An 18863-nucleotide genomic window follows, 5' to 3' on the forward strand; every position below is an offset into this window, starting at 1 on the left:
TTCATCCTTCTATCTGAGTACGCCAATATTCAATTAAATAACGCGAAATCGAATCAGCTCTAGGTAGCTTTAAATGCTCCCCTTGATGGTGCCAATCTTTAAATTGCGCAAGTTCTTCGCGAGAAAACCACTTTGCATCTTCAAGTTCATCTTGCTCTGTGCTTATTTCATCACTGCTTGCTGTGGCAATAAAACCCAGCATAATTGACGAAGGAAACGGCCAAGGTTGCGAAGCAATATACTCTGCTTTTTCCACAATAATACCCGCCTCTTCTTTTACTTCTCGGATCACGGTTTGTTCAAGGGTTTCACCAGGGTCAACAAAGCCTGCAAGCGATGAATACAATCCTTTTGGCCAAGTTGCTTGGCGACCCAATAAGCAGCGTTCAATCCCATCAGAAAATGTTTTAGTTACTACCATAATAACCGCAGGATCGGTACGCGGAAAAGTCTGGTGCAAACACGCAGGATTGTCGCATAATCGAGAGTGACCCGCTTCAACTAAGTGATTTTTGGTACCACAACGGCCACAAAAACTATGAGTGGCATGCCAGTAACATAACCCTCGGGCAAGCGCTGCATTTGAGCCATCTTCAAGCGCCACCTGTGTACCAAACTGGCGAATATCTGCAAACTGGGCATCACCAACAATCGTTGCTAATAACGACTCGTCGAGTGCGGTTACATCTAGCGCAAATACGGCATTATCCTGTTTATTTGAACCTAAAAAAATAGCCTGCGTTAAATCTAAATGTGCCACCTGTAGGTAAGCCAAATACACCACCTCAGGGCTACTGTTAGCAAATAAGGTGTGATTGCCTTTAACTAAAAGCCATAAGCTGTCTGCTGTTTTTTTTGCGTCTACCCAAGTAGGGTCTTTGCGCGCATTTGAGCCTCTGTCTAATGGCATATTACTGTAGTTAAGCATGTAATTCCTTGATACTAATTGATTCTTAAAATTACCATAATCATCCACTAAACCCAATTTATTACCGCCATAAAAAAAGCCTAAATTAGGCTTAATTAATCTATGTACCCGTTGTATTAAAAATGCTCATGTTGAAGGTGGGCATTCTGCTCAAAATACACCGAACCAACGCAGCGCTTAGACTTTTTAAAGTAGTAACTGATTGTCAATTAAATGAAATTGCTCAGCACTTTGCTTAAGTACCTCTGCGGTTAATTTATCAGCACCGTATACATCACACGGAACATTGTATTGATTTTTTAAGTGCCCCAGTAATAACGCAAAGTCACCGTCACCCGAGAGTAAAATAACCTTATCAAGCTGCTTTCCCTGCTCTAGCATATCTATGGTTATACCTACATCCCAATCGCCTTTGGCACTGCCGTCACGGCGTTGAATAAAGGGTTTTAGTTTTACTTCAAAGCCAATAGCGCGCAAAATATTTTGAAACTGATTTTGCTTTTCATCACCTCGGTATATTGCATAAGCAAACGCACATTCAATATCGTATTGTTGCTCTATCATTCGCCAAAAGGCATTGTAATCAAAGTTTTTACCGTGGCTTTCGCGACAGGTGTAATAAATATTTTGTACATCGACAAAAATACCTACACGAGGTTTACTGCTTTGTTGTGAGGTCATTATTATGTCCTAATGAGTGATACTTGCAATTGCGTGTTAAGTAACCTAAATTAGTTACCAAACCCAAAGTAACCAATTATAGTTACATTTAACAATGTAACCTAAGTTAGTTACATATAAATAATTTATCTGGATTTTTATGATTGGTGTGATCAGCGGCGATATTATTAAATCGCAAAAAATACCTAAACAACAATACGATGCCATGCTTTATCAGCTAGAGCAAAGTTTACGTGCAAATTGTAATAAAACAACATCTTGGGATATTTACCGTGGGGATGCATTTCAGCTGCAAGTAGAAAAAAGTGAACAGCTAGTTACCACCGCTATTCTTATCTACCTACAGCTAAAATCTGCCGGCTATGAACTGCGCCAAAGCATGGCGTTGGGGCACATAGATAACCCTGGTAAGAGTATAAAAACGGCCACAGGCTCGGCGTTTACTCTCTCTGGTCATGAGCTAGATAAAATGACAAACCAGCGTTTTACATTTGCTATTGCAAAGCAACCAGTTGATGAGAGCTTTAAGCTAAACCTAGCGTTTGTTGATGTATTGCTGTGTAAAATCACTCAAAAACAAGCAAACGCTTTGTATGTATATTTAACCCATACTAATAACAACCATGCAGCATTAGCTAAAGAGCTCAATACCAGCCGCGAAAACGTTACTAAGCTGCTTAATCTTGCTAACTATCAGCTGATAGAACGATTTATTTTACATGCACAACAACAGCTTAAAAGCATACAGCAAGGACATGACTAATGGAATTTTCACTATTACTCGTTGCACTGATTATTGGCCACTTACTCGCTGATTTTTATTGGCAACCCATGAGCTGGGTAAACGACAGAAACACCCGTCATTTTAAAGCAAAAAAACTTTACTACCATGTATTGGTTCACGGAATTACCAGTGCAGTCGTTGTGGCACTTTGGGAATATAGTTTTGGCTGGCAACAATTAGGCAGCGTATTACTGGCGACCGGCATTATTATGATCAGTCACTACTTTATTGATATTGCTAAATCGTATTCAAATAAAGGCGTAGTGCCTTTTTTATTAGACCAAATTGCCCATATCACCGTCCTCATTGTGATAAGCATTTGGCTCACTGATAATCAGCAATTTACTAACAATTTTATGGCGTTATTGTTCAACGAAAAAGTGCTGTGGGTTATAACTGGTTACCTTATTATTTTAAGTCCCAGTGCGGTATTTATAAGAATGATGTTAGAGCGTTTAACTAATCACTTTTCAAGTGATGGTAGTCTCCCTTTAGCAGGACAAAGTATTGGTATGCTCGAACGAGTACTTATGCTGACATTTATTTTATTAGATCAGTTTGCTGGGCTTGGGTTTTTAATTGCCGCCAAATCCGTGTTTAGATTTGGCGACTTAAGTGCCAGCAAAGATAAACAACTCACGGAATATGTGATGCTAGGCACGTTACTGAGTGTTAGCGTTACGCTGTTTGTTGGCCTAGGCATTAATTACTTACTGATAAATTAAAAACAAAAAAAGCGCTAACCTTAAAGCTAGCGCTTTTTTTGCAGCTGCGTTTAACTAAACGCAGTGACAATTAGTCGTTATTTGCTGGACGACGACGGCGTTGACCACTGCCCCCAACCGATTGACGCTTTGCCCATGGGTTTTGTGCATTTTCATCGGTTTTAGCTGCTGGCTTTTTAGAGCCACCACGACGTGGGCCCGTACCATTGCCACCATTGTTAGGCTTTTTGCTATTAGGCTTGCTGCTATCTGATTTAGGCTTATTAAATGGTTGTTTTTTCTTTGGCTTTTTAGCAGGCAGTGGGCGAGCATCGAGTGCGCGCTCAGCAACAGGGTTAGCCGGTTCAAAGCCTTCTTCTTCAGCACGAGGAATTAACTCGCCAATAAAGCGTTCAATACCGTATAAATCTACTGCATCGTCGACCGTTACAAACGAAATGGCATGCCCTGATGCACCCGCACGACCAGTTCGGCCAATACGGTGGACATAATCTTCATATACATTAGGTAAGTCGTAGTTAACTACGTGTGGAAGCTCAACAATATCTAAACCACGAGCAACAATATCAGTTGCCACTAATACGCGCACTTCACCGCTTTTAAAGCCTTCCAATGCTTTAACACGTGCGCCCTGAGATTTATTACCATGGATTGCTGCGCCAACAATATCATCGCGTTCAAGTTGCTTAACTAAACGATTAGCTCCATGTTTAGTACGGCTAAATACCAGTACTTGTTGCCAATCATTGCTACGAATTAAATGGCTTAATAAGGCCGTTTTACGCGCTTTATCGACAGCGTACACGCATTGAGTCACGCTTTTAGCAGTGGTGTTTTTGGCAGCGACTGAAATTTCAACCGGATCGTTAATTAACCCTTTGGCTAATGCACGAATGTCGTCAGAAAAGGTTGCTGAGAACATTAAGTTTTGACGTTTTTCAGGCATTTTTGCAATTAAGCGTTTAATGTCGTGGATAAAGCCCATGTCTAACATACGGTCGGCTTCATCTAAAACCAGTACTTCAACGCTATCAAACTTAACTGCGTTTTGATTATGTAAATCAATTAAACGCCCAGGTGTGGCCACTAAAATATCAACCCCTTTGCGAAGGCGCTGCATTTGTGGGTTAATTTTTACACCACCGTAAACCACAAACGAACTCACATCAGAATGCTTAGCGTACTCTTCAACGTTTTCGCTTACTTGCAACGCAAGCTCTCGGGTTGGCGTTAAAATAAGCGCACGTACATGATTACTTTTTGCTTTAGTGCCCGACGATAAACGCTCAATTAGTGGCAAAGTAAAACCAGCGGTTTTACCTGTACCTGTTTGTGCTGCGGCCATTACATCGCGACGCGCAATAATTGCTGGGATAGCTTGAGCCTGAATAGGCGTTGGCGTTTCATAGCCCTTTTCTAAAACCGCATTAACTAAAGACTGTGATAAACCTAAACCATCAAAACTCATATAAACTCTCTATTTCAAATTAGGCCAAAGTGGCCAGTTGCGCGCATTATACCTTTAGTAGCTCAGAATGCATGCCATTATTTACTTTGTGCCAAATCAATACACACAAATACTAAAAAAGCGGCTAAACAGCCGCTTTTATTTACCTGAGCATTACAAATGCTAAAGGATTATTTTACACCTAACTCACGTAAACGCTCTTGTAAGTAGCTATCTGCTGTGTAGCGTTCCGATAACACCACATCTGGACGAGGGTGTAAAAACAATGGTAATGAAATACGTGATTTGGTTGTTGCTTTACCCGATGGATTAATTACACGGTGAATCGTTGATGGGAAGTAGCCACCCGATGCTTCTTGTAACATGTCACCAATATTAATAATTAGACTACCAAAATCACATGGCACGTCTAACCAATCGCCATCGGTTTTTTGTACTTGTAAACCCGGCTCGTTTGACGCTGGTAATACGGTTAATAAGTTAATATCACCGTGCGCAGCAGCACGAATAGCACCAGGCTCTTCATCACCTGTCATTGGCGGGTAATGTAAAATACGTAACAACGTTTGCTCAGATTGGGCAATCATATCTTTTAAATCGATAGAGAACTTAGCACGGACTTCTTCAGGCGCTTCAGCCTGAACCCAGCTTAATAATGTTGCCGCAAATTCATTAGCTAAACGGTAGTACTCACGCACATCAGCTTCTAATTGTGCAGGAACACGGCCTTTAGGGTAAACATGAAAGTACTCTTTAATGTCTTTTACTGTATGGCCTTTAGCTACTTCTGATACCGACGGTGGAAAATAACCATCTTGCGTTTCTTTTGAAAATAAAAACTCATGCTTTTGCTCTGAGTTAAAAAAGTCTTGCCAATTTTTATAAATAGACTCAACTAAAGATTGCGGAATAGGATGGTTTTTTAATACGCCAAAACCAGTATTTCTCAACGATTCAACAAATTGCGCAGCCGCATCGTCCGCTTTATAATCAACTGTAGGTAATTGCATGGTACATTCCAGTAAGTAGGTTGTTAGAAGCCATTTACCAATTCGCTTGAGTAAAGATCCATTAAATTAACTAAATATTACATGCTAACTACGCAAAAAAAATTATATCTAGTTGTTCTAGATAAGGTTTTTTAAACGCCGATAAACAACGACTTAATACATTGAATTAATCATAGGTTTATGCAAATTGGTATTACATTCAAATATAGCTTAACTACTTAATTCAAGTAATAAAGGCTGCATTTATATGCTGTGCGAGGATAGACAAACCCCTTTGAAATTATAAGGACATATGTCCGCACTCAATTGGCAAGCCCTTTCTAGCTTGATCGAGATCAAAATAATGCCAATATTGAATTTTCATCCCATCGTACCAATCTCTTATTTATCAGCACCACACACTTTATCAATTAGTTAAGGTATTCTCATGCGACAAAAAGTCTCTTTTAAAAGCGGTGAATTAGAACTTGCTGGACAACTTGAACAGCCCTCTGGTGAAGTGAAATTTTATGCCTTATTTGCCCACTGTTTTACCTGCTCTAAAGATGTAGCGGCTGCAACACGAATAAGCCGCGCACTCACTCAGCAAGGCATTGCCGTATTACGCTTTGATTTTACAGGGCTTGGTAATAGCGACGGTGACTTTGCTAACAGTAACTTTTCATCAAACATTCAAGACTTAGTGGCTGCTGCCAATCATTTAAGAACACACTTTAAAGCACCTCAGTTATTAATAGGTCACAGCTTAGGTGGTGCTGCGGTGCTTGCAGCAGCAGAGCACATACCCGAAGTGTCAGCTATTACGACCATAGGCGCGCCATCGGATGCCCAGCATGTTACTCATAACTTTGCTGCTCATTTAGATGAAATAAACCAATCGGGTGAAGCAAAAGTGTGTTTAGCTGGGCGTGAGTTTACGATTAAAAAGCAATTTATAGATGACATCGCCAAATACGATAACAGCCATATAGGTAAGCTTAAGCGTGCTTTGTTGGTTATGCACTCTCCTATTGATGCCACCGTGAATATTAGTGAAGCCGAAAAAATTTACGCCGCTGCCAAGCATCCAAAAAGCTTTATAAGTTTAGATAATGCCGATCACTTACTCAGCAATAAAGAAGACGCTAACTACGCAGCCGACGTCATTGCTACGTGGGCTAATCGCTATGTTGAATACGAGAAAACACCCTATAGTGCAAAATTAACTAACGGCAGTGTATTAGTTGAAGAAAAAGATCATCAATTCACTCAACACGTGAGTACTAAAAACCATACATGGCTTGCTGATGAGCCTACCGATGTCGGCGGCAAAAACTTAGGCCCAGACCCTTATGATCATTTACTCGCTGGGCTTGGAGCGTGTACTGCAATGACACTTCGCATGTATGCAAGTCGCAAAGAGTTACCGTTAGAGCATGTAAAAGTAGAGCTCAACCATACCCGCAATTACAACCAAGATTGTGATGATTGCGAAAAAACCGGGAATTTAGAGGCTATTACTCGCAAAATAACCTTACAAGGTGATTTAACTGACGCTCAGCGAAATCGATTACTCGAAATAGCCGATAAATGCCCCGTGCATAAAACGCTACATAATAGCCCTTTGGTGGTGAGTGAACTGGTAGAGTAACTTAAAACTAAAATAGCGCAGTAGGCCTGCGCTATTTTTAGGATTTTAATTTAAAAAGCTGACTGTATCGTTTAATTTTCTAAAAACGCCGCTACCTCTTTACTCATTCTATCCACCAGCCATTTAGGCCCGCCATCGTACATATCGTTATGACGTGATTCTGATATCAACGTTTGTGTAAAAGGATAAACAGTTAACTCTTGGTCGGTTAAAAGCACGTTCACATCGGTTAGGTAATCACTACCTCGAAGTGTGAGCACATGTATGTTTTTATTGCGTGGCAATAACATGCGGCGGTGATCGAGCGTAATTAGTTGGCTTACTTCACTTGGGTAAATAGCTGTAAACAAGGCTGAGATATCTCCACCATTTGAGTGGCCAAATAAAGTGAGTTTTGTAAAATCATACTCAGGGTATTTAACACTTAGCTCATTAACTAAAAATTTTAGTGTTACAACACCCCGGTGCTAATTTTCCATACGGGTGGTCAAATAAGGCTGCGCATCATTAAGCGTAGGGTCACTTTTAAGCTCATGTGCTACCGCAATGCTTAAATAGCTTACTTACAAAGGTGTATTCATTGTGGCTAATGCCATATCCCGCATTTACAAATACCACTGGGCATTTGACTTGCGCGCTGCACTTAAGGTGGTTAGTTGGTAGGGTAATATTTACAGGTATAGAGCGATTACGACTATCATCAATCACTACATCGTCTTGGGCATAACTTTATGATGCAAATAGCGAAGCACTTAAAGTAAGCGCACTTAATATTAAACGCTTTTTTATAATTTTTAACATGCATTTCATTGTATTATCTATATATTTTTAAGTAGTATTAATTTTTATTATAAAGGTTAGCGCGCGCCTTTGCTTATTTGTGCGATAATAGCGATTATTGTTTTACTATTATCGCAAAAGAATCCATTCATGAAATCATATAGCAGCATTGAACAACGCATCGACATTCTACAAAGCAGAATTGAAGCCTACCAAGAAGAAATTAAAGTGTTACAAGCCGAGCCGAAAAGTAACAACGAACGCATTATTTTTAAGTTTATTGAAACCGGCAGTACAGGTAAAACCAAAGACTTTGTGAGAGAGCTTGGGATTAAATCACCGCGTGATAGCTTATATTCATCAGGTGATGTAACTAAACTGATTAAAGATGGCGCTGATGATATTTCGCCTGAGCTACTGAGCATAGCCCGCGCACTTGCTAGTGCACGTAACAAAAATGGCCCTGCTTGCTAATAGTAAATACACGTATTAGCCGTAAGCTCTTGCGGCTAATCAACCAGCTCGATATCAAGTCCTGTTAATAGATTTAACGCTTCAAGCCGTTCAAACTTTGCATTACTCACATCATTGTTTGTTATATCAATATTAAATTGCGTTGCGCCAACAAAATTTGCTTTTCTCACATTAGTTTGATGAAACAGGCTGTCTCTAAAATCAGTATCCGAGAAGTTGCTTTGAGCTAAGTTAGCGTGTCTAAAATCGACATCTTTGGCAAAACAGTTCGTCATTGTTAAGGCTTTTAACTGTAATTCAAAAAACGAACTATGGCTCAGCTCACACTGTTTAAAACTCACCGGTGACGTTAGCGCTAATTGCGGCCAATTTACTTGCCCCCACACTATGCTATTGAGTTTACAATTTGCAAAGCTCACCTCTTCTAGCGAGCTGTAATTCCAGTTAAGCTCACTCAAATTACAGTTTATAAACTCACACTCTATAAACCGACAGGCACTAAATTGACTGTAACTAAAATCGCAATCAATAAACTGACATTGTTCAAACTCAATATCGCTAAAGCGCTTTGCATTTGCTGTAAAGTTTGAAAATGACTGATCAAAATAATGACTTTCTTTAAATAGCTCGCTCATAAAAATAAAGCACCTAAATTGGGTTTTGCCGAACAAAAAACCCCTTAGGTATTTAGCCTAAGGGGTTTTTATCTAACTAAAAACTAGCTTTATTCTGCGCTTGGTAATTCTTTCTCAACTACACTAATTGCAAGCTCTGTCAGCGAATCGCTGTTAGCTTTGCTTGGTGCATCGGTTAATAAACACGATGCTTGTGTGGTTTTAGGGAAAGCAATAACGTCACGAATGTTATCAGTACCACATAACAACATAACTAAACGGTCTAAACCGAACGCTAAACCTGCATGCGGCGGTGTGCCGTATTTAAGTGCGTCAAGTAAGAAACCAAATTTATCTTGCTGCTCTTGCGCTTCAATACCTAAAATTCTAAATGCCGCTTCTTGCATATCTGCATTGTGAATACGTACCGAGCCACCGCCCACTTCGTAGCCGTTTAATACCATATCGTAAGCATCTGAAATAGCCGCTGCTGGGTTTGCTTCAAGCTCACTGGCACTAATATCTTTTGGTGCAGTAAATGGATGGTGTACAGCGTGTAATGTGCCTTCGTCATCTTCTTCAAACATTGGGAAGTCAACAACCCAAAGTGGTGCCCAGCTATCTAAATTAGTGATTTCTAAATCAATACCAATTTTTAAACGAAGTGCGCCCATGGCTTCATTTACGGTGTTTCGTTTATCCGCACCAAATAAAATGATATCGCCTGTTTGTGCATTAGTACGTTCAAGTAACTGCGTGATCACATCTTCATTTAAGAATTTAGCGATTGGCGATTGTACGCCCTCAACGCCTGCATCGCGGTCATTAACTTTCATCCATGCTAAACCTTTAGCACCGTAAATACCGATAAACTTAGTGTAATCATCTAGTTGCTTACGAGAAAGTGATGCGCCACCTGGTACCGTTAGTACTGCAACACGGCCTTTTTCATCATTTGCTGGGCCTGAGAATACTTTAAACTCTACGTCTTTTACTAAATCGGCTACATCAATTAGCTTCATTGGGTTACGTAAGTCTGGCTTATCAGAACCATATAAGCTCATTGCTTCAGAGTAAGGCATAACTGGGAAATCACCTAAATCAACATTTAGTAATGACTGCCACATTTCACGAATCATTTTTTCAGTTATACCACGTACTTGATCAGAGCTCATGAACGAGGTTTCTAAATCTATTTGAGTAAATTCAGGTTGACGGTCAGCACGTAAGTCTTCATCACGGAAACATTTAACAATTTGGTAGTAACGGTCAAAACCCGACATCATCAACAATTGCTTAAACAACTGTGGCGACTGCGGTAATGCGTAAAAGCTACCTTTGTGCACACGACTTGGCACTAAGTAATCGCGCGCACCTTCTGGCGTTGCTTTAGTTAGTACTGGCGTTTCGATATCTAAAAAGCCATTTTCATCTAAAAAGCGACGTACAAAGCTGCTTGCTCTAGCACGTAATTTAATGCGGTCGCTCATTTCTAAACGACGTAAATCTAAATAACGGTATTTTAAACGACGCTCTTCTGAGTTTGTTTGATTAAAATCAAGCGGAAGCGGCTCAGAGCGGTTGATAATAGTTAGCTCAGTACCTAAAATTTCTACTTCGCCGGTTGCCATATCTTTATTTACTTGGCTGTCTGGGCGTGCACGAACAACCCCTTTTAACTGCACACAAAATTCTTGACGAAGTTTGTTAGCTGTTTCCATTAATCCTTCAACTTCCGGATCGAATACAACTTGTACTAAACCTTCTCTATCGCGTAAATCGACAAAGATAAGTCCACCAAGGTCACGTCGTTTGTTGATCCAGCCACATAGTTCAACTTCCTGATCTACGTGAGTTTTATTTAGCTGTCCGCAGTATATAGAGCGCATAGTTTTCCTGTCAGATAAAAGGCATATAGCGGTTAAACACTGTTGTTTTAAAAGTTTTTATAAACACCAAAATGAAAATAAAGCCGCTAGCAATTCAAAATAATCAAATTAAGCCCTGCATTATACCCAAGTAGGTTGAAGATGCTAGGGCGTGTTTACCTTTCGGGGTGGAATTTACAGCGCACTGTTTTGTTATTTGTTACACTACCGGCACTTTATATCAAGGCTTTTGTTTGTATGCTATATATTGGATGCCCGCAGTGGTCGAGCAGCGCATGGAAAGGAAATTTATTTTCACGCCAGTGTAAAAATGCCGATATGCTTAGCGAATATGCGCAGCATTTTAATTCGGTAGAAGGTAACACCAGTTTTTATGCCGATCCCTCGCCTGACACCGTATTACGATGGGCTGCCAGTGTACCCGATGAGTTTAAATTTACCTTTAAGTTTCATCAGCGCTTTAGTCACGAACTCCAACTTACTAACGTGCAAAATGAGCTAACTAATTGGCTTAATTTATTCGCCCCTCTATTTGAAAAAACAGGGCAAATAATGCTGCAATTACCTAAAGCGTTTGCGCCACAACATTTAACTAAGCTTGCCGCTTTTATTGAGTTACTTCCTAAAGAGCTAAACTATGGGGTTGAGGTACGCCACCCTGATTTTTTCAAAAAAGGTGAGGCCGAAATCGCACTTAATCAGCTTTTAATGGCAAATAATATAAACCGTATTGCTATGGATACTCGGGCGCTCTTTGCAGTAAAGCCAACCACCGAAGCGCTAATAGACGCCCAACAAAAAAAGCCCCACTTACCAGTTCACGCTATTGCTACGGGCTCGCAGCCTATGGCGCGCTTCGTTATTGCTAACTTAGAAAACGATTATAAGACCTTTTATCAGCCTTGGCTTAGCAAAGTAACCCAGTGGCTAAATGAGGGCAAAAGCCCCTATGTATTTTTTCATACGGCTGATAACCGCGAAGCGCCTTTACTGGCTCGCCAGTTTTGCCAAGATTTGGGGTATAATCACAACGTACTCAATCCATTTAGTGGCGAGAAAGAAGCCCACCAGCAAGCACTTTTTTAAAAATAAATTCAAAATACAGAGACAATAATGAGTGAATACGCACGTTACTTTACCGGCTACCCTGCCAATATCGTTGAGCAAGTATTAGGACTAATAAAAGCAGGAAAGGTAAGTGAGTATTTACTTAAAAAGTACCCGCAGGCGCATCGCATTACCAGTGATAAGTTACTGTATAGCTACGCCACTGAGCTTAAAAAACAGTATTTAAAAAATGCACCGCCGTTTGGCCGCGCAGCATTTAAAAAACAAGGCGATATGGTCACCAATGCACTCGGAACACACACGTATCGTATGCAAGGTAAAACCCGTAAGCACGATTTAGCTATCAACAGCGATTTACTACACGCACCGGAACCATTATTAAAAGCATTAGTGGTGCATGAACTCGCGCATTTTAAAGAAAAAGATCATAACAAAGGCTTTTATAAATTATGCTGCCATATGGAGCCGCAGTACCATCAGCTAGAACTAGATTTGCGTATGTTTTGCGTGTTAGTTGAGCAAAATAACAACCCTTATTCACCCTAATGTATTTATAAGCCTATCAATTATGAACCCACTGTAAATTTAGCTAATCCTATTAGTTGCCCTGATTCAGTAACAACCTGTACTTGCCATTTCCCAGCTGGATCTGCTGGAAAGTTCATTTTGTGGGTCCATGCTCTATAGCCTTGCTCTCGTCCACCTGTAATATTTAATGCAATTCGATCTACGACTTGGTTATTAAGGGTCCAAACATGAAAAATCTTTTCGTTTAACCCTCTTGGCGCTTTTACCGCTGTCCAACTATATAAACCTTCACGTCTTAATGTATCTACATCTAACACCTTAACGTTACCGATGGGCTTGCGTTGCTGAATATCGACTTCATGGGATAACGTGATATCAGTTAAGCGCAACGCTGCTGGCGGTACCCAGCTACGTAGCTGCCATAAACCAACACTAAGTGCACTCAATAATACAACTAACAAAGGAAAACGCCACCAACGCGCGTTAGGCATTAAGTTACCTAAGCTAGGAATGGTAAAAATAATGGCAGTGATCAAGGCTATCTCTATGCTTTGGCTTGTCGTAAGGTTAAGTAAAATTGGTAAAGTGACTGAAATGGCCACAAACAATGCAAAGTTATGAAATACCGTAAAGAGAACACTGTGTTTAGCTAATTTTTTATAATACAGTGGATCAACAACTGATATAAACGCACAGAGAATAATTAACGAAGTAAATATAGCTTGCGGATGATTCCAAGAAGTCGCCGCGAGAAAAAATGGCAGCGCAAAAAAAAGGCTTTCCTGTTGCACCATTTGCAGAGCAAAGCGCATAACATTAGGAGAAATAGCCACGCCAAAACGTTGCTCAACTTTATCACGTAGCCAGTTATCAACAATCAACCATAGCCAACTAACTATCAACAATATGGCAATAATTTGCGAGAATGACTCTTTACGTTCAACCAATACATAACTTGCGACCCCACTACAAAACGCAAATACTGCCAATAAACCTGGCCGCTGTTGCATCATAATTATAAATTTTGTTATTAAATTCTTAAAATAGCTCATTCAGTAGAGAGTCCGCATAAATCTGTAATAATTGTAGCTTTAAAGCCACCAGCACTGCACCTTAATATATGCATGAAAACTTTACACTTTTTGTTGTGAAAATTAACTAATACCGCTTGTTAGCGATAACTACGTGAGATCTCTTCACTCACCCAATGTAGCAATTGTTTTATCGCTTTTGACAGCACCTGATTTTGCCGCACAATGTAGCCTAGACTGGTGGTTGGAAACTTGGGTAAGGCGGTGACTGTAGTGGTTAAATTTGCTTTACTGCGCAGTGAAAACTCCGGCACAATCGCAACACCAAAGCCCGCTTCAGCCCAATCAATTTGTGCATCCACACTGCCCACTTCCATTACCCGATAATTCGGTAAGTTTAAAGACGGTAATGCGCTATCAAGTAACTCTCTTGTACGCGTATCATGGCCGAGTAAAATTAATGTTGGCGGCTCAGTCAGCGTTATAGTGTTGTTATTTTTAGCTTGCTGCCATAGCTGTAAATGATTACCTAGCGCACACCACTTTATCTGCTGCAATTGCGTAAAATGCAGTGGTTCACTTTCTTTTTGCGCAATAACAAAACCAAGATCAGCCTCCGCACTTTTCACCAACGCCGATGCTTGTGATGAGGTAGTATTGAGCAAAGTAAAGTCAATTCCTGGAAACTGACGTTTAAATAGCTGGAACGGCTCAATCAACAACAACCGAGAAATAATATCACTTGCAGCAATCGTTAGGGTGCCTTGGCGTAGATCATTTATCGCATTTAAATCAGACTGGCAAACCTGTAATTCCCACAAAGTTTTTTGCCCAGACTGCAATAGCCGTAAACCTGCTTGCGTCAAACTAAACGGATTACGCTCGATCAGTTTCGCCCGTGTCATTTTTTCTAGTTGCTTAATGTGCAAGCTAACATTGGGCTGTGTCATATGCAGCGCATTGGCGGTTTTACCAAAATGCTTTAGTTGTGCTAATGTGACAAAGGTTTTTAACCAATGAATATCTAACATTTTGATGACCTTAACTATCTAAAATCGATATGAAATTCTTATCAGGATAATAATTATAATTAATTTCTCTTATTTAGATAGTGCGCATACCATATTCATTCAATCAATTTGGAGAGAAATTTATGCCGTCAATTGTTGTTGTAGGTGCAAACTGGGGTGATGAAGGCAAGGGCCGCATCGTCGATTTTTTAGCAGAGGATGCATCTGCAAGTATTCGCTTTCAAGGTGGTAACAACGCCGGTCATACCGTTGTGAATGAGTTTGGTACGTTTAAATTACACCAATTACCAAGTGGTATTTTTAATCCTGATTGTATTGCCGTATTAGGCCCTGGCATGGTGATAAGCCCTGGCGCATTAAGCGAAGAAATCGCTGAAGTTAAAACCGCTGGCGTTGAGGTAAAACTGTGCATTTCTGATCGTGCAACCCTGTGTTTACCGCTACACGCTCTTGAAGATACACTTGAAGAAGTACGTTTAGGTGATGCCGCTTACGGCTCAACTCGCCAAGGTATTGCCCCTGCATACGGCGACCGCGTAATGAAAAAAGGCATTTTAGTTGGCTGGTTAAATCAGCCAGAGGTTTTATTAGAGCGTATTCAATTTATGCTTGATTGGAAAATGCCACAGCTAAAAGCCCTTTACCCAAGCTGTGATTTTTCACAAACAGCTGAACAAATGACTGAGTGGTTATTAGCTGTCAGCGCTCCTTGGCGTGAATTTATTTGTAATGTAACAGAGCCTTTAAAAGCGCTACAAAAGCAAGATGCAAACTTATTATTTGAAGCGCAACTAGGCGCTGGCCGTGATTTAGTTTATGGCGAATACCCTTATACTACATCATCAAACGTCACTGCCGCCTATGCAGGAATTGGCAGCGGTTTACCGGCACTGAGACCTGAACGTGTTATTGCAGTAGCTAAATCGTTTAGTTCATCTGTTGGCACAGGTACACTCGTTACCGCAATGGCGGAGCAAGAGAATTTTCGCGAAAGCGCCAATGAGTATGGTGCAGTAACTGGTCGCCCACGTGATATGGGTTATTTTGATGCTGTTGCCACGCGTAATGGAGTTGAACTACAAGCTGCTACTGAAATTGCATTAACTAAAATTGATTGCCTATCGGGCATGACGGATTTAAAAATCTGTGTTGGTTATGCAGGCGATCACAGCGAAAATCCTATTTGGCCACAAACAGCCGCTTTAACGCCAATCTATGAAAGCATGCCAGCGTGGGATGAAGATATTACCGGTTGTCGTACTTTTGACAGTCTGCCTGCGGCCGCTCAGCACTATGTTGAACGCATCGAAGCACTGATGGGCGTGCCTGTGAGTATGGTATCTGTAGGCCCTGAGCGTGAGCAAATGATTATCCGCTAAACACTCAATGACTATAACCCAAGTGCTTATATAAACGGCTTGGGTTAGACGCTAGGCAATTGCAGCTCCTCATCCACTATCTAAAAATTTTTTGAGTTCGTTATTCAAAAATATAAATCATTTCATCATAAAGTAATTGATTATCACCACAAGTGTATTTAAAGCACATTTAAACTCGATTTAACGCGTTCTAGTACAACGGTGGTTCTAAATGATTTGATATTATCGTTTTCATGAAAAAAATTATCACAAATATCTTCTATATACCGACTATGCAAAGCTCTAATAAAACTTCATTAGGCGTTACTTTAAATATAATTTCATCAGCACTTTTTGCACTAATGTTTGCTTACACTTCACTGTTAAATGAACTTCAAGGTCACGAAACAGATGGTTGGCGGGTTTTATTTACGGTGCCATTTTTAACTGTTTTTATTCTACTAAAAGGTTACTGGCCACTTGTACTCGGCATATAAACGAGGGTGCGATATGAAAAGTATTTTTGGCTAACACGGCTCCTTTCATCTTTTTTAGTTGGTGCACAATTATGGCTATTCATGTGGGCACCCGTAAATGGATATGGTCTAGCGGTTTCATTAGGCTACTTTATCATACCAATTACTATGGTAATTATCGGACGACTTGCTTTTCAAGAGCGTTTAACCCCGCATCAAAAAGTAGCATGTTTATTTGCTCTGATAGCTATTATAAATCTATTAATTGTTTCTCAATCATTTTTGTGGCCGGTTTGGGTTGTATGCATAGGTTACCCTATTTATTTTTGGCTACGCAAAAAAACAAACACTAATAACATTGGTTGCACATGGATTGATATGCTTTTGAGTCTTCTTATAGCTTGTTATTTTATCTTTGCCAATGGACAAGTTGTCACGGAGTTAACCGTAAATTTAACATTACTTTATTTAGTAATTGGGCTTGGGGGCATAAGTGCTCTAGCGCTTTCGTTTCAATCCCTATCTGCCCCTATTTAAATTTAAGCCTTTTTGGTTTACTCGTTTATGTTGAGCCTGTACTGCTATTAAAAGTGGTAATTCTTTTAGGCGAGACTATCAACCAAAAAGATTGGCTTACTTACATAGCTATTTTACTTGCGGTCGTCACATTAATTATTGAAGGTATAAGAAAGTTACATTTAACTCATTATCGCTAGCATTGCTTGCTTCTTATATTACAACGAGATTTACCAAAAATTACTTAAAGCAACCAACTCCCCACAAACCAAAAAGCGCAAGGTAAACTCGCGCTTTTATTGTGTTATTTAAAGCTTAAAGCTTCGTAGCTTTATAAACCAAGCTCGGCCATAAAGTCGTCATCTGCATCACTGGCTTTTGCATTGTCCGCAGCTTTTTGTTTTTCTGCTTTATGCTTTGCTTCGTTTTCGATGATGTCATCTGGGTCTACTGCTTCGATAATATCAAAGTCATGTAGCTTGATGAACTCTGTTTTATCCATCGCTAACTCTAAATAGAAGATATTTTGCTTGCTCGTGGTGAAGGTTACACGACGTGCTTGTGGTCTATCCATAGTGGTATCAACCGATATTTGCACTTGTTTATTAATAGCCATCATTTTTGGCTGATTTTGGGTAATAGAGGTATGCAGCTGTTCACGCACTTTTGACGTGAAGTCGCCCACTATTTGGTTCATTAGCTCGCCCATTACATTTGAAACGTCATCTGATAAATGACTGTGGGCAATTTCTTCTTCTGGCATGCCCATGTTGCGCATGTAATCGCCGTAAATTTCCATTGCGGCTTGCGCTGTAAAATTGGTCACTACCAACCCTGTAAAGCCACCATCAAATAATACAAAACAGCCAATATCTGGGCGCATACAAGTGCGCGTTATTTTTTGCACCATAGCCGAGTAGCTAATTTCGTTACCACTGGCTGATGATAGTACCTCCGTCACTGAATGACATAGGGTTGCTAATATATCGTCTGTGCTAATTACCTTACTTTTGCTCATTTAACGTTCTCTTTTATACTTATTATTCATAATTCTAGCCAAGCTACTGAATTTATCACTGACTATCCAGTATAAAATGTTAAAATAGTGCCATTATTTTTAAAGAGACTGCCTTAGTGAGTATAAAAGACAGTATTTACGCCTCTGAGCAACAAGTAAAAGATTTTAGCTTTGACCAAAATGTGGTTGAGGTTTTTCCGGATATGATCCAGCGCTCTGTGCCTGGATACGCCACCATTGTCAGCACTATGGGTAAATTGGCGGGAGAATATGCGCAAAGTAATTCAAACCTTTACGACTTAGGTTGCTCGCTTGGTGCGGTTACTCTAAGTATGCGCCGTAATATTCGTACCGACAACTGCCATATTATTGCTGTAGATAACTCACAAGCTATGGTTGAGCGCTGCAAGGTTCATTTACAAGGCTTTAAATCAGACGTGCCGGTTACAGTAACTTTGGGCGATATTAACGAGCTTGAGATTCAAAATGCGTCGGTTGTGGCCATGAACTTTACCTTGCAATTTATTCCGCCTTTACAGCGCCAAGCCGTGCTTGAAAAAATTTACGCTAACTTAAAACCCGGTGGCGTACTACTCCTTAGCGAAAAAATTAAAGCCGAAAACGAGCAGTGCGATAACCTATTAATTGATTTGCACCACGACTTTAAACGTCACAATGGCTACTCAGAGCTTGAAATAAGCCAAAAACGTACAGCCATTGAAAACGTAATGCGCCCCGATACGCTGAGCACGCACTTTAATCGTTTAAGCGAGATTGGTTTTAGCCAAACGCAGGTGTGGTATCAATGTTTTAATTTTTGCTCAATGGTAGCAATTAAATAAAAAGAGTAATGT

At 40.2% G+C, this 18863-nt stretch carries 18 protein-coding genes and 1 pseudogene; 9 read left to right on the plus strand and 10 right to left on the minus strand.

Annotated features, from left to right (window positions below):
- Window position 1: 1 nt before the first annotated feature.
- Window positions 2–928: an NAD(+) diphosphatase gene (nudC, locus tag MTN96_RS33740; protein ID WP_036983115.1), complete on the minus strand. Its 927-nt coding sequence runs from the start codon at window positions 926–928 to the stop codon at window positions 2–4.
- A gap of 186 nt (window positions 929–1114) precedes the next feature.
- On the minus strand, window positions 1115–1609 hold the full coding sequence (locus tag MTN96_RS33745; protein WP_036983117.1) for an NYN domain-containing protein: 495 nt from the start codon (window positions 1607–1609) through the stop codon (window positions 1115–1117).
- Window positions 1610–1748: 139 nt separating this feature from the next.
- Here MTN96_RS33745 and MTN96_RS33750 point away from each other — a divergent pair, with 139 nt between their 5' ends.
- Both MTN96_RS33750 and MTN96_RS33755 read left to right on the plus strand, forming a co-directional pair.
- The gene (locus tag MTN96_RS33750; RefSeq protein WP_036983119.1) at window positions 1749–2372 is read left to right on the plus strand and encodes a hypothetical protein; all 624 of its coding nucleotides are present in this window, start codon (window positions 1749–1751) and stop codon (window positions 2370–2372) included.
- A complete protein-coding gene (locus MTN96_RS33755) occupies window positions 2372–3118 on the plus strand; it encodes a DUF3307 domain-containing protein (RefSeq protein WP_076921623.1) in 747 nt (248 codons plus the stop codon). Before MTN96_RS33750 ends, MTN96_RS33755 begins: the two co-directional genes overlap by 1 nt.
- Window positions 3119–3188: 70 nt before the next feature.
- Here the strand turns inward: MTN96_RS33755 and MTN96_RS33760 are convergent, their stop codons facing one another.
- Window positions 3189–4586 carry a DEAD/DEAH box helicase gene (locus tag MTN96_RS33760; protein ID WP_036983123.1) on the minus strand — a complete coding sequence of 466 codons (1398 nt, stop codon included), beginning with the start codon at window positions 4584–4586 and terminating at the stop codon, window positions 3189–3191.
- Between the two features lie 170 nt (window positions 4587–4756).
- Window positions 4757–5596, minus strand: coding sequence for an isopenicillin N synthase family oxygenase (locus MTN96_RS33765; RefSeq protein WP_069439918.1), 840 nt, complete (start codon window positions 5594–5596; stop codon window positions 4757–4759).
- A 427-nt stretch (window positions 5597–6023) separates the two neighbouring features.
- Between MTN96_RS33765 and MTN96_RS33770 the strand changes: the two genes are divergently transcribed.
- Window positions 6024–7226: a bifunctional alpha/beta hydrolase/OsmC family protein gene (locus MTN96_RS33770; protein ID WP_069439917.1), complete on the plus strand. Its 1203-nt coding sequence runs from the start codon at window positions 6024–6026 to the stop codon at window positions 7224–7226.
- Window positions 7227–7297: 71 nt separating this feature from the next.
- Here MTN96_RS33770 and MTN96_RS33775 read toward each other — a convergent pair.
- Window positions 7298–8027: pseudogene (locus MTN96_RS33775) on the minus strand (alpha/beta hydrolase).
- Window positions 8028–8156: 129 nt separating this feature from the next.
- Between MTN96_RS33775 and MTN96_RS33780 the strand changes: the two are divergent.
- A complete protein-coding gene (locus MTN96_RS33780; RefSeq protein ID WP_008111621.1) occupies window positions 8157–8480 on the plus strand; it encodes a hypothetical protein in 324 nt (107 codons plus the stop codon).
- Window positions 8481–8515: 35 nt separating this feature from the next.
- Here MTN96_RS33780 and MTN96_RS33785 read toward each other — a convergent pair whose 3' ends face one another.
- On the minus strand, window positions 8516–9115 hold the full coding sequence (locus MTN96_RS33785) for a pentapeptide repeat-containing protein (protein WP_069439916.1): 600 nt from the start codon (window positions 9113–9115) through the stop codon (window positions 8516–8518).
- 89 nt (window positions 9116–9204) lie between these two features.
- Window positions 9205–10983 (minus strand): aspartate--tRNA ligase, encoded by a 1779-nt coding sequence (gene aspS, locus MTN96_RS33790; protein WP_248534378.1) that lies wholly within the window; start codon window positions 10981–10983, stop codon window positions 9205–9207.
- Window positions 10984–11220: 237 nt separating this feature from the next.
- On the opposite strand from aspS, the gene MTN96_RS33795 reads away from it, so the two are divergent.
- The gene (locus MTN96_RS33795; protein ID WP_036983496.1) at window positions 11221–12069 is read left to right on the plus strand and encodes a DUF72 domain-containing protein; all 849 of its coding nucleotides are present in this window, start codon (window positions 11221–11223) and stop codon (window positions 12067–12069) included.
- 27 nt (window positions 12070–12096) lie between these two features.
- A complete protein-coding gene (locus MTN96_RS33800; protein WP_069439914.1) occupies window positions 12097–12597 on the plus strand; it encodes a M48 family metallopeptidase in 501 nt (166 codons plus the stop codon).
- 20 nt (window positions 12598–12617) lie between these two features.
- Here MTN96_RS33800 and MTN96_RS33805 read toward each other — a convergent pair whose 3' ends face one another.
- The gene (locus tag MTN96_RS33805; RefSeq protein ID WP_036983135.1) at window positions 12618–13631 is read right to left on the minus strand and encodes a DUF5924 family protein; all 1014 of its coding nucleotides are present in this window, start codon (window positions 13629–13631) and stop codon (window positions 12618–12620) included.
- Window positions 13632–13750: 119 nt separating this feature from the next.
- Window positions 13751–14641 (minus strand): LysR family transcriptional regulator, encoded by an 891-nt coding sequence (locus tag MTN96_RS33810; protein WP_036983137.1) that lies wholly within the window; start codon window positions 14639–14641, stop codon window positions 13751–13753.
- Between the two features lie 122 nt (window positions 14642–14763).
- Between MTN96_RS33810 and MTN96_RS33815 the strand changes: the two genes are divergently transcribed.
- Both MTN96_RS33815 and MTN96_RS33820 read left to right on the plus strand, forming a co-directional pair.
- A complete protein-coding gene (locus MTN96_RS33815) occupies window positions 14764–16020 on the plus strand; it encodes an adenylosuccinate synthase (protein ID WP_036983139.1) in 1257 nt (418 codons plus the stop codon).
- Window positions 16021–16577: 557 nt separating this feature from the next.
- Window positions 16578–17012: a hypothetical protein gene (locus MTN96_RS33820; protein WP_248534380.1), complete on the plus strand. Its 435-nt coding sequence runs from the start codon at window positions 16578–16580 to the stop codon at window positions 17010–17012.
- Between the two features lie 310 nt (window positions 17013–17322).
- Here the strand turns inward: MTN96_RS33820 and MTN96_RS33825 are convergent, their stop codons facing one another.
- Window positions 17323–18009: a DUF3334 family protein gene (locus tag MTN96_RS33825; protein WP_069439913.1), complete on the minus strand. Its 687-nt coding sequence runs from the start codon at window positions 18007–18009 to the stop codon at window positions 17323–17325.
- A gap of 116 nt (window positions 18010–18125) precedes the next feature.
- Between MTN96_RS33825 and cmoA the strand changes: the two genes are divergently transcribed.
- Window positions 18126–18851 carry a carboxy-S-adenosyl-L-methionine synthase CmoA gene (gene cmoA, locus MTN96_RS33830; RefSeq protein ID WP_036983143.1) on the plus strand — a complete coding sequence of 242 codons (726 nt, stop codon included), beginning with the start codon at window positions 18126–18128 and terminating at the stop codon, window positions 18849–18851.
- Window positions 18852–18863 lie beyond the last annotated feature (12 nt).

Source organism: Pseudoalteromonas sp. 2CM28B, assembly GCF_023161935.1.

Excerpts from the sequence above, each read along its gene's own strand:
- MTN96_RS33825 (WP_069439913.1), bottom strand. The coding sequence starts at position 18,009 with ATGAGCAAAAGTAAGGTAATTAGCACAGACGATATATTAGCAACCCTA.
- MTN96_RS33745 (WP_036983117.1), bottom strand. The coding sequence starts at position 1,609 with ATGACCTCACAACAAAGCAGTAAACCTCGTGTAGGTATTTTTGTCGAT.
- MTN96_RS33815 (WP_036983139.1), top strand. The coding sequence starts at position 14,764 with ATGCCGTCAATTGTTGTTGTAGGTGCAAACTGGGGTGATGAAGGCAAG.
- MTN96_RS33780 (WP_008111621.1), top strand. The coding sequence starts at position 8,157 with ATGAAATCATATAGCAGCATTGAACAACGCATCGACATTCTACAAAGC.
- MTN96_RS33770 (WP_069439917.1), top strand. The coding sequence starts at position 6,024 with ATGCGACAAAAAGTCTCTTTTAAAAGCGGTGAATTAGAACTTGCTGGA.
- MTN96_RS33800 (WP_069439914.1), top strand. The coding sequence starts at position 12,097 with ATGAGTGAATACGCACGTTACTTTACCGGCTACCCTGCCAATATCGTT.
- MTN96_RS33760 (WP_036983123.1), bottom strand. The coding sequence starts at position 4,586 with ATGAGTTTTGATGGTTTAGGTTTATCACAGTCTTTAGTTAATGCGGTT.
- MTN96_RS33820 (WP_248534380.1), top strand. The coding sequence starts at position 16,578 with ATGTGGGCACCCGTAAATGGATATGGTCTAGCGGTTTCATTAGGCTAC.
- MTN96_RS33755 (WP_076921623.1), top strand. The coding sequence starts at position 2,372 with ATGGAATTTTCACTATTACTCGTTGCACTGATTATTGGCCACTTACTC.
- MTN96_RS33765 (WP_069439918.1), bottom strand. The coding sequence starts at position 5,596 with ATGCAATTACCTACAGTTGATTATAAAGCGGACGATGCGGCTGCGCAA.
- MTN96_RS33795 (WP_036983496.1), top strand. The coding sequence starts at position 11,221 with ATGCTATATATTGGATGCCCGCAGTGGTCGAGCAGCGCATGGAAAGGA.
- MTN96_RS33805 (WP_036983135.1), bottom strand. The coding sequence starts at position 13,631 with ATGAGCTATTTTAAGAATTTAATAACAAAATTTATAATTATGATGCAA.
- aspS (WP_248534378.1), bottom strand. The coding sequence starts at position 10,983 with ATGCGCTCTATATACTGCGGACAGCTAAATAAAACTCACGTAGATCAG.
- MTN96_RS33810 (WP_036983137.1), bottom strand. The coding sequence starts at position 14,641 with ATGTTAGATATTCATTGGTTAAAAACCTTTGTCACATTAGCACAACTA.
- MTN96_RS33785 (WP_069439916.1), bottom strand. The coding sequence starts at position 9,115 with ATGAGCGAGCTATTTAAAGAAAGTCATTATTTTGATCAGTCATTTTCA.
- nudC (WP_036983115.1), bottom strand. The coding sequence starts at position 928 with ATGCTTAACTACAGTAATATGCCATTAGACAGAGGCTCAAATGCGCGC.
- MTN96_RS33750 (WP_036983119.1), top strand. The coding sequence starts at position 1,749 with ATGATTGGTGTGATCAGCGGCGATATTATTAAATCGCAAAAAATACCT.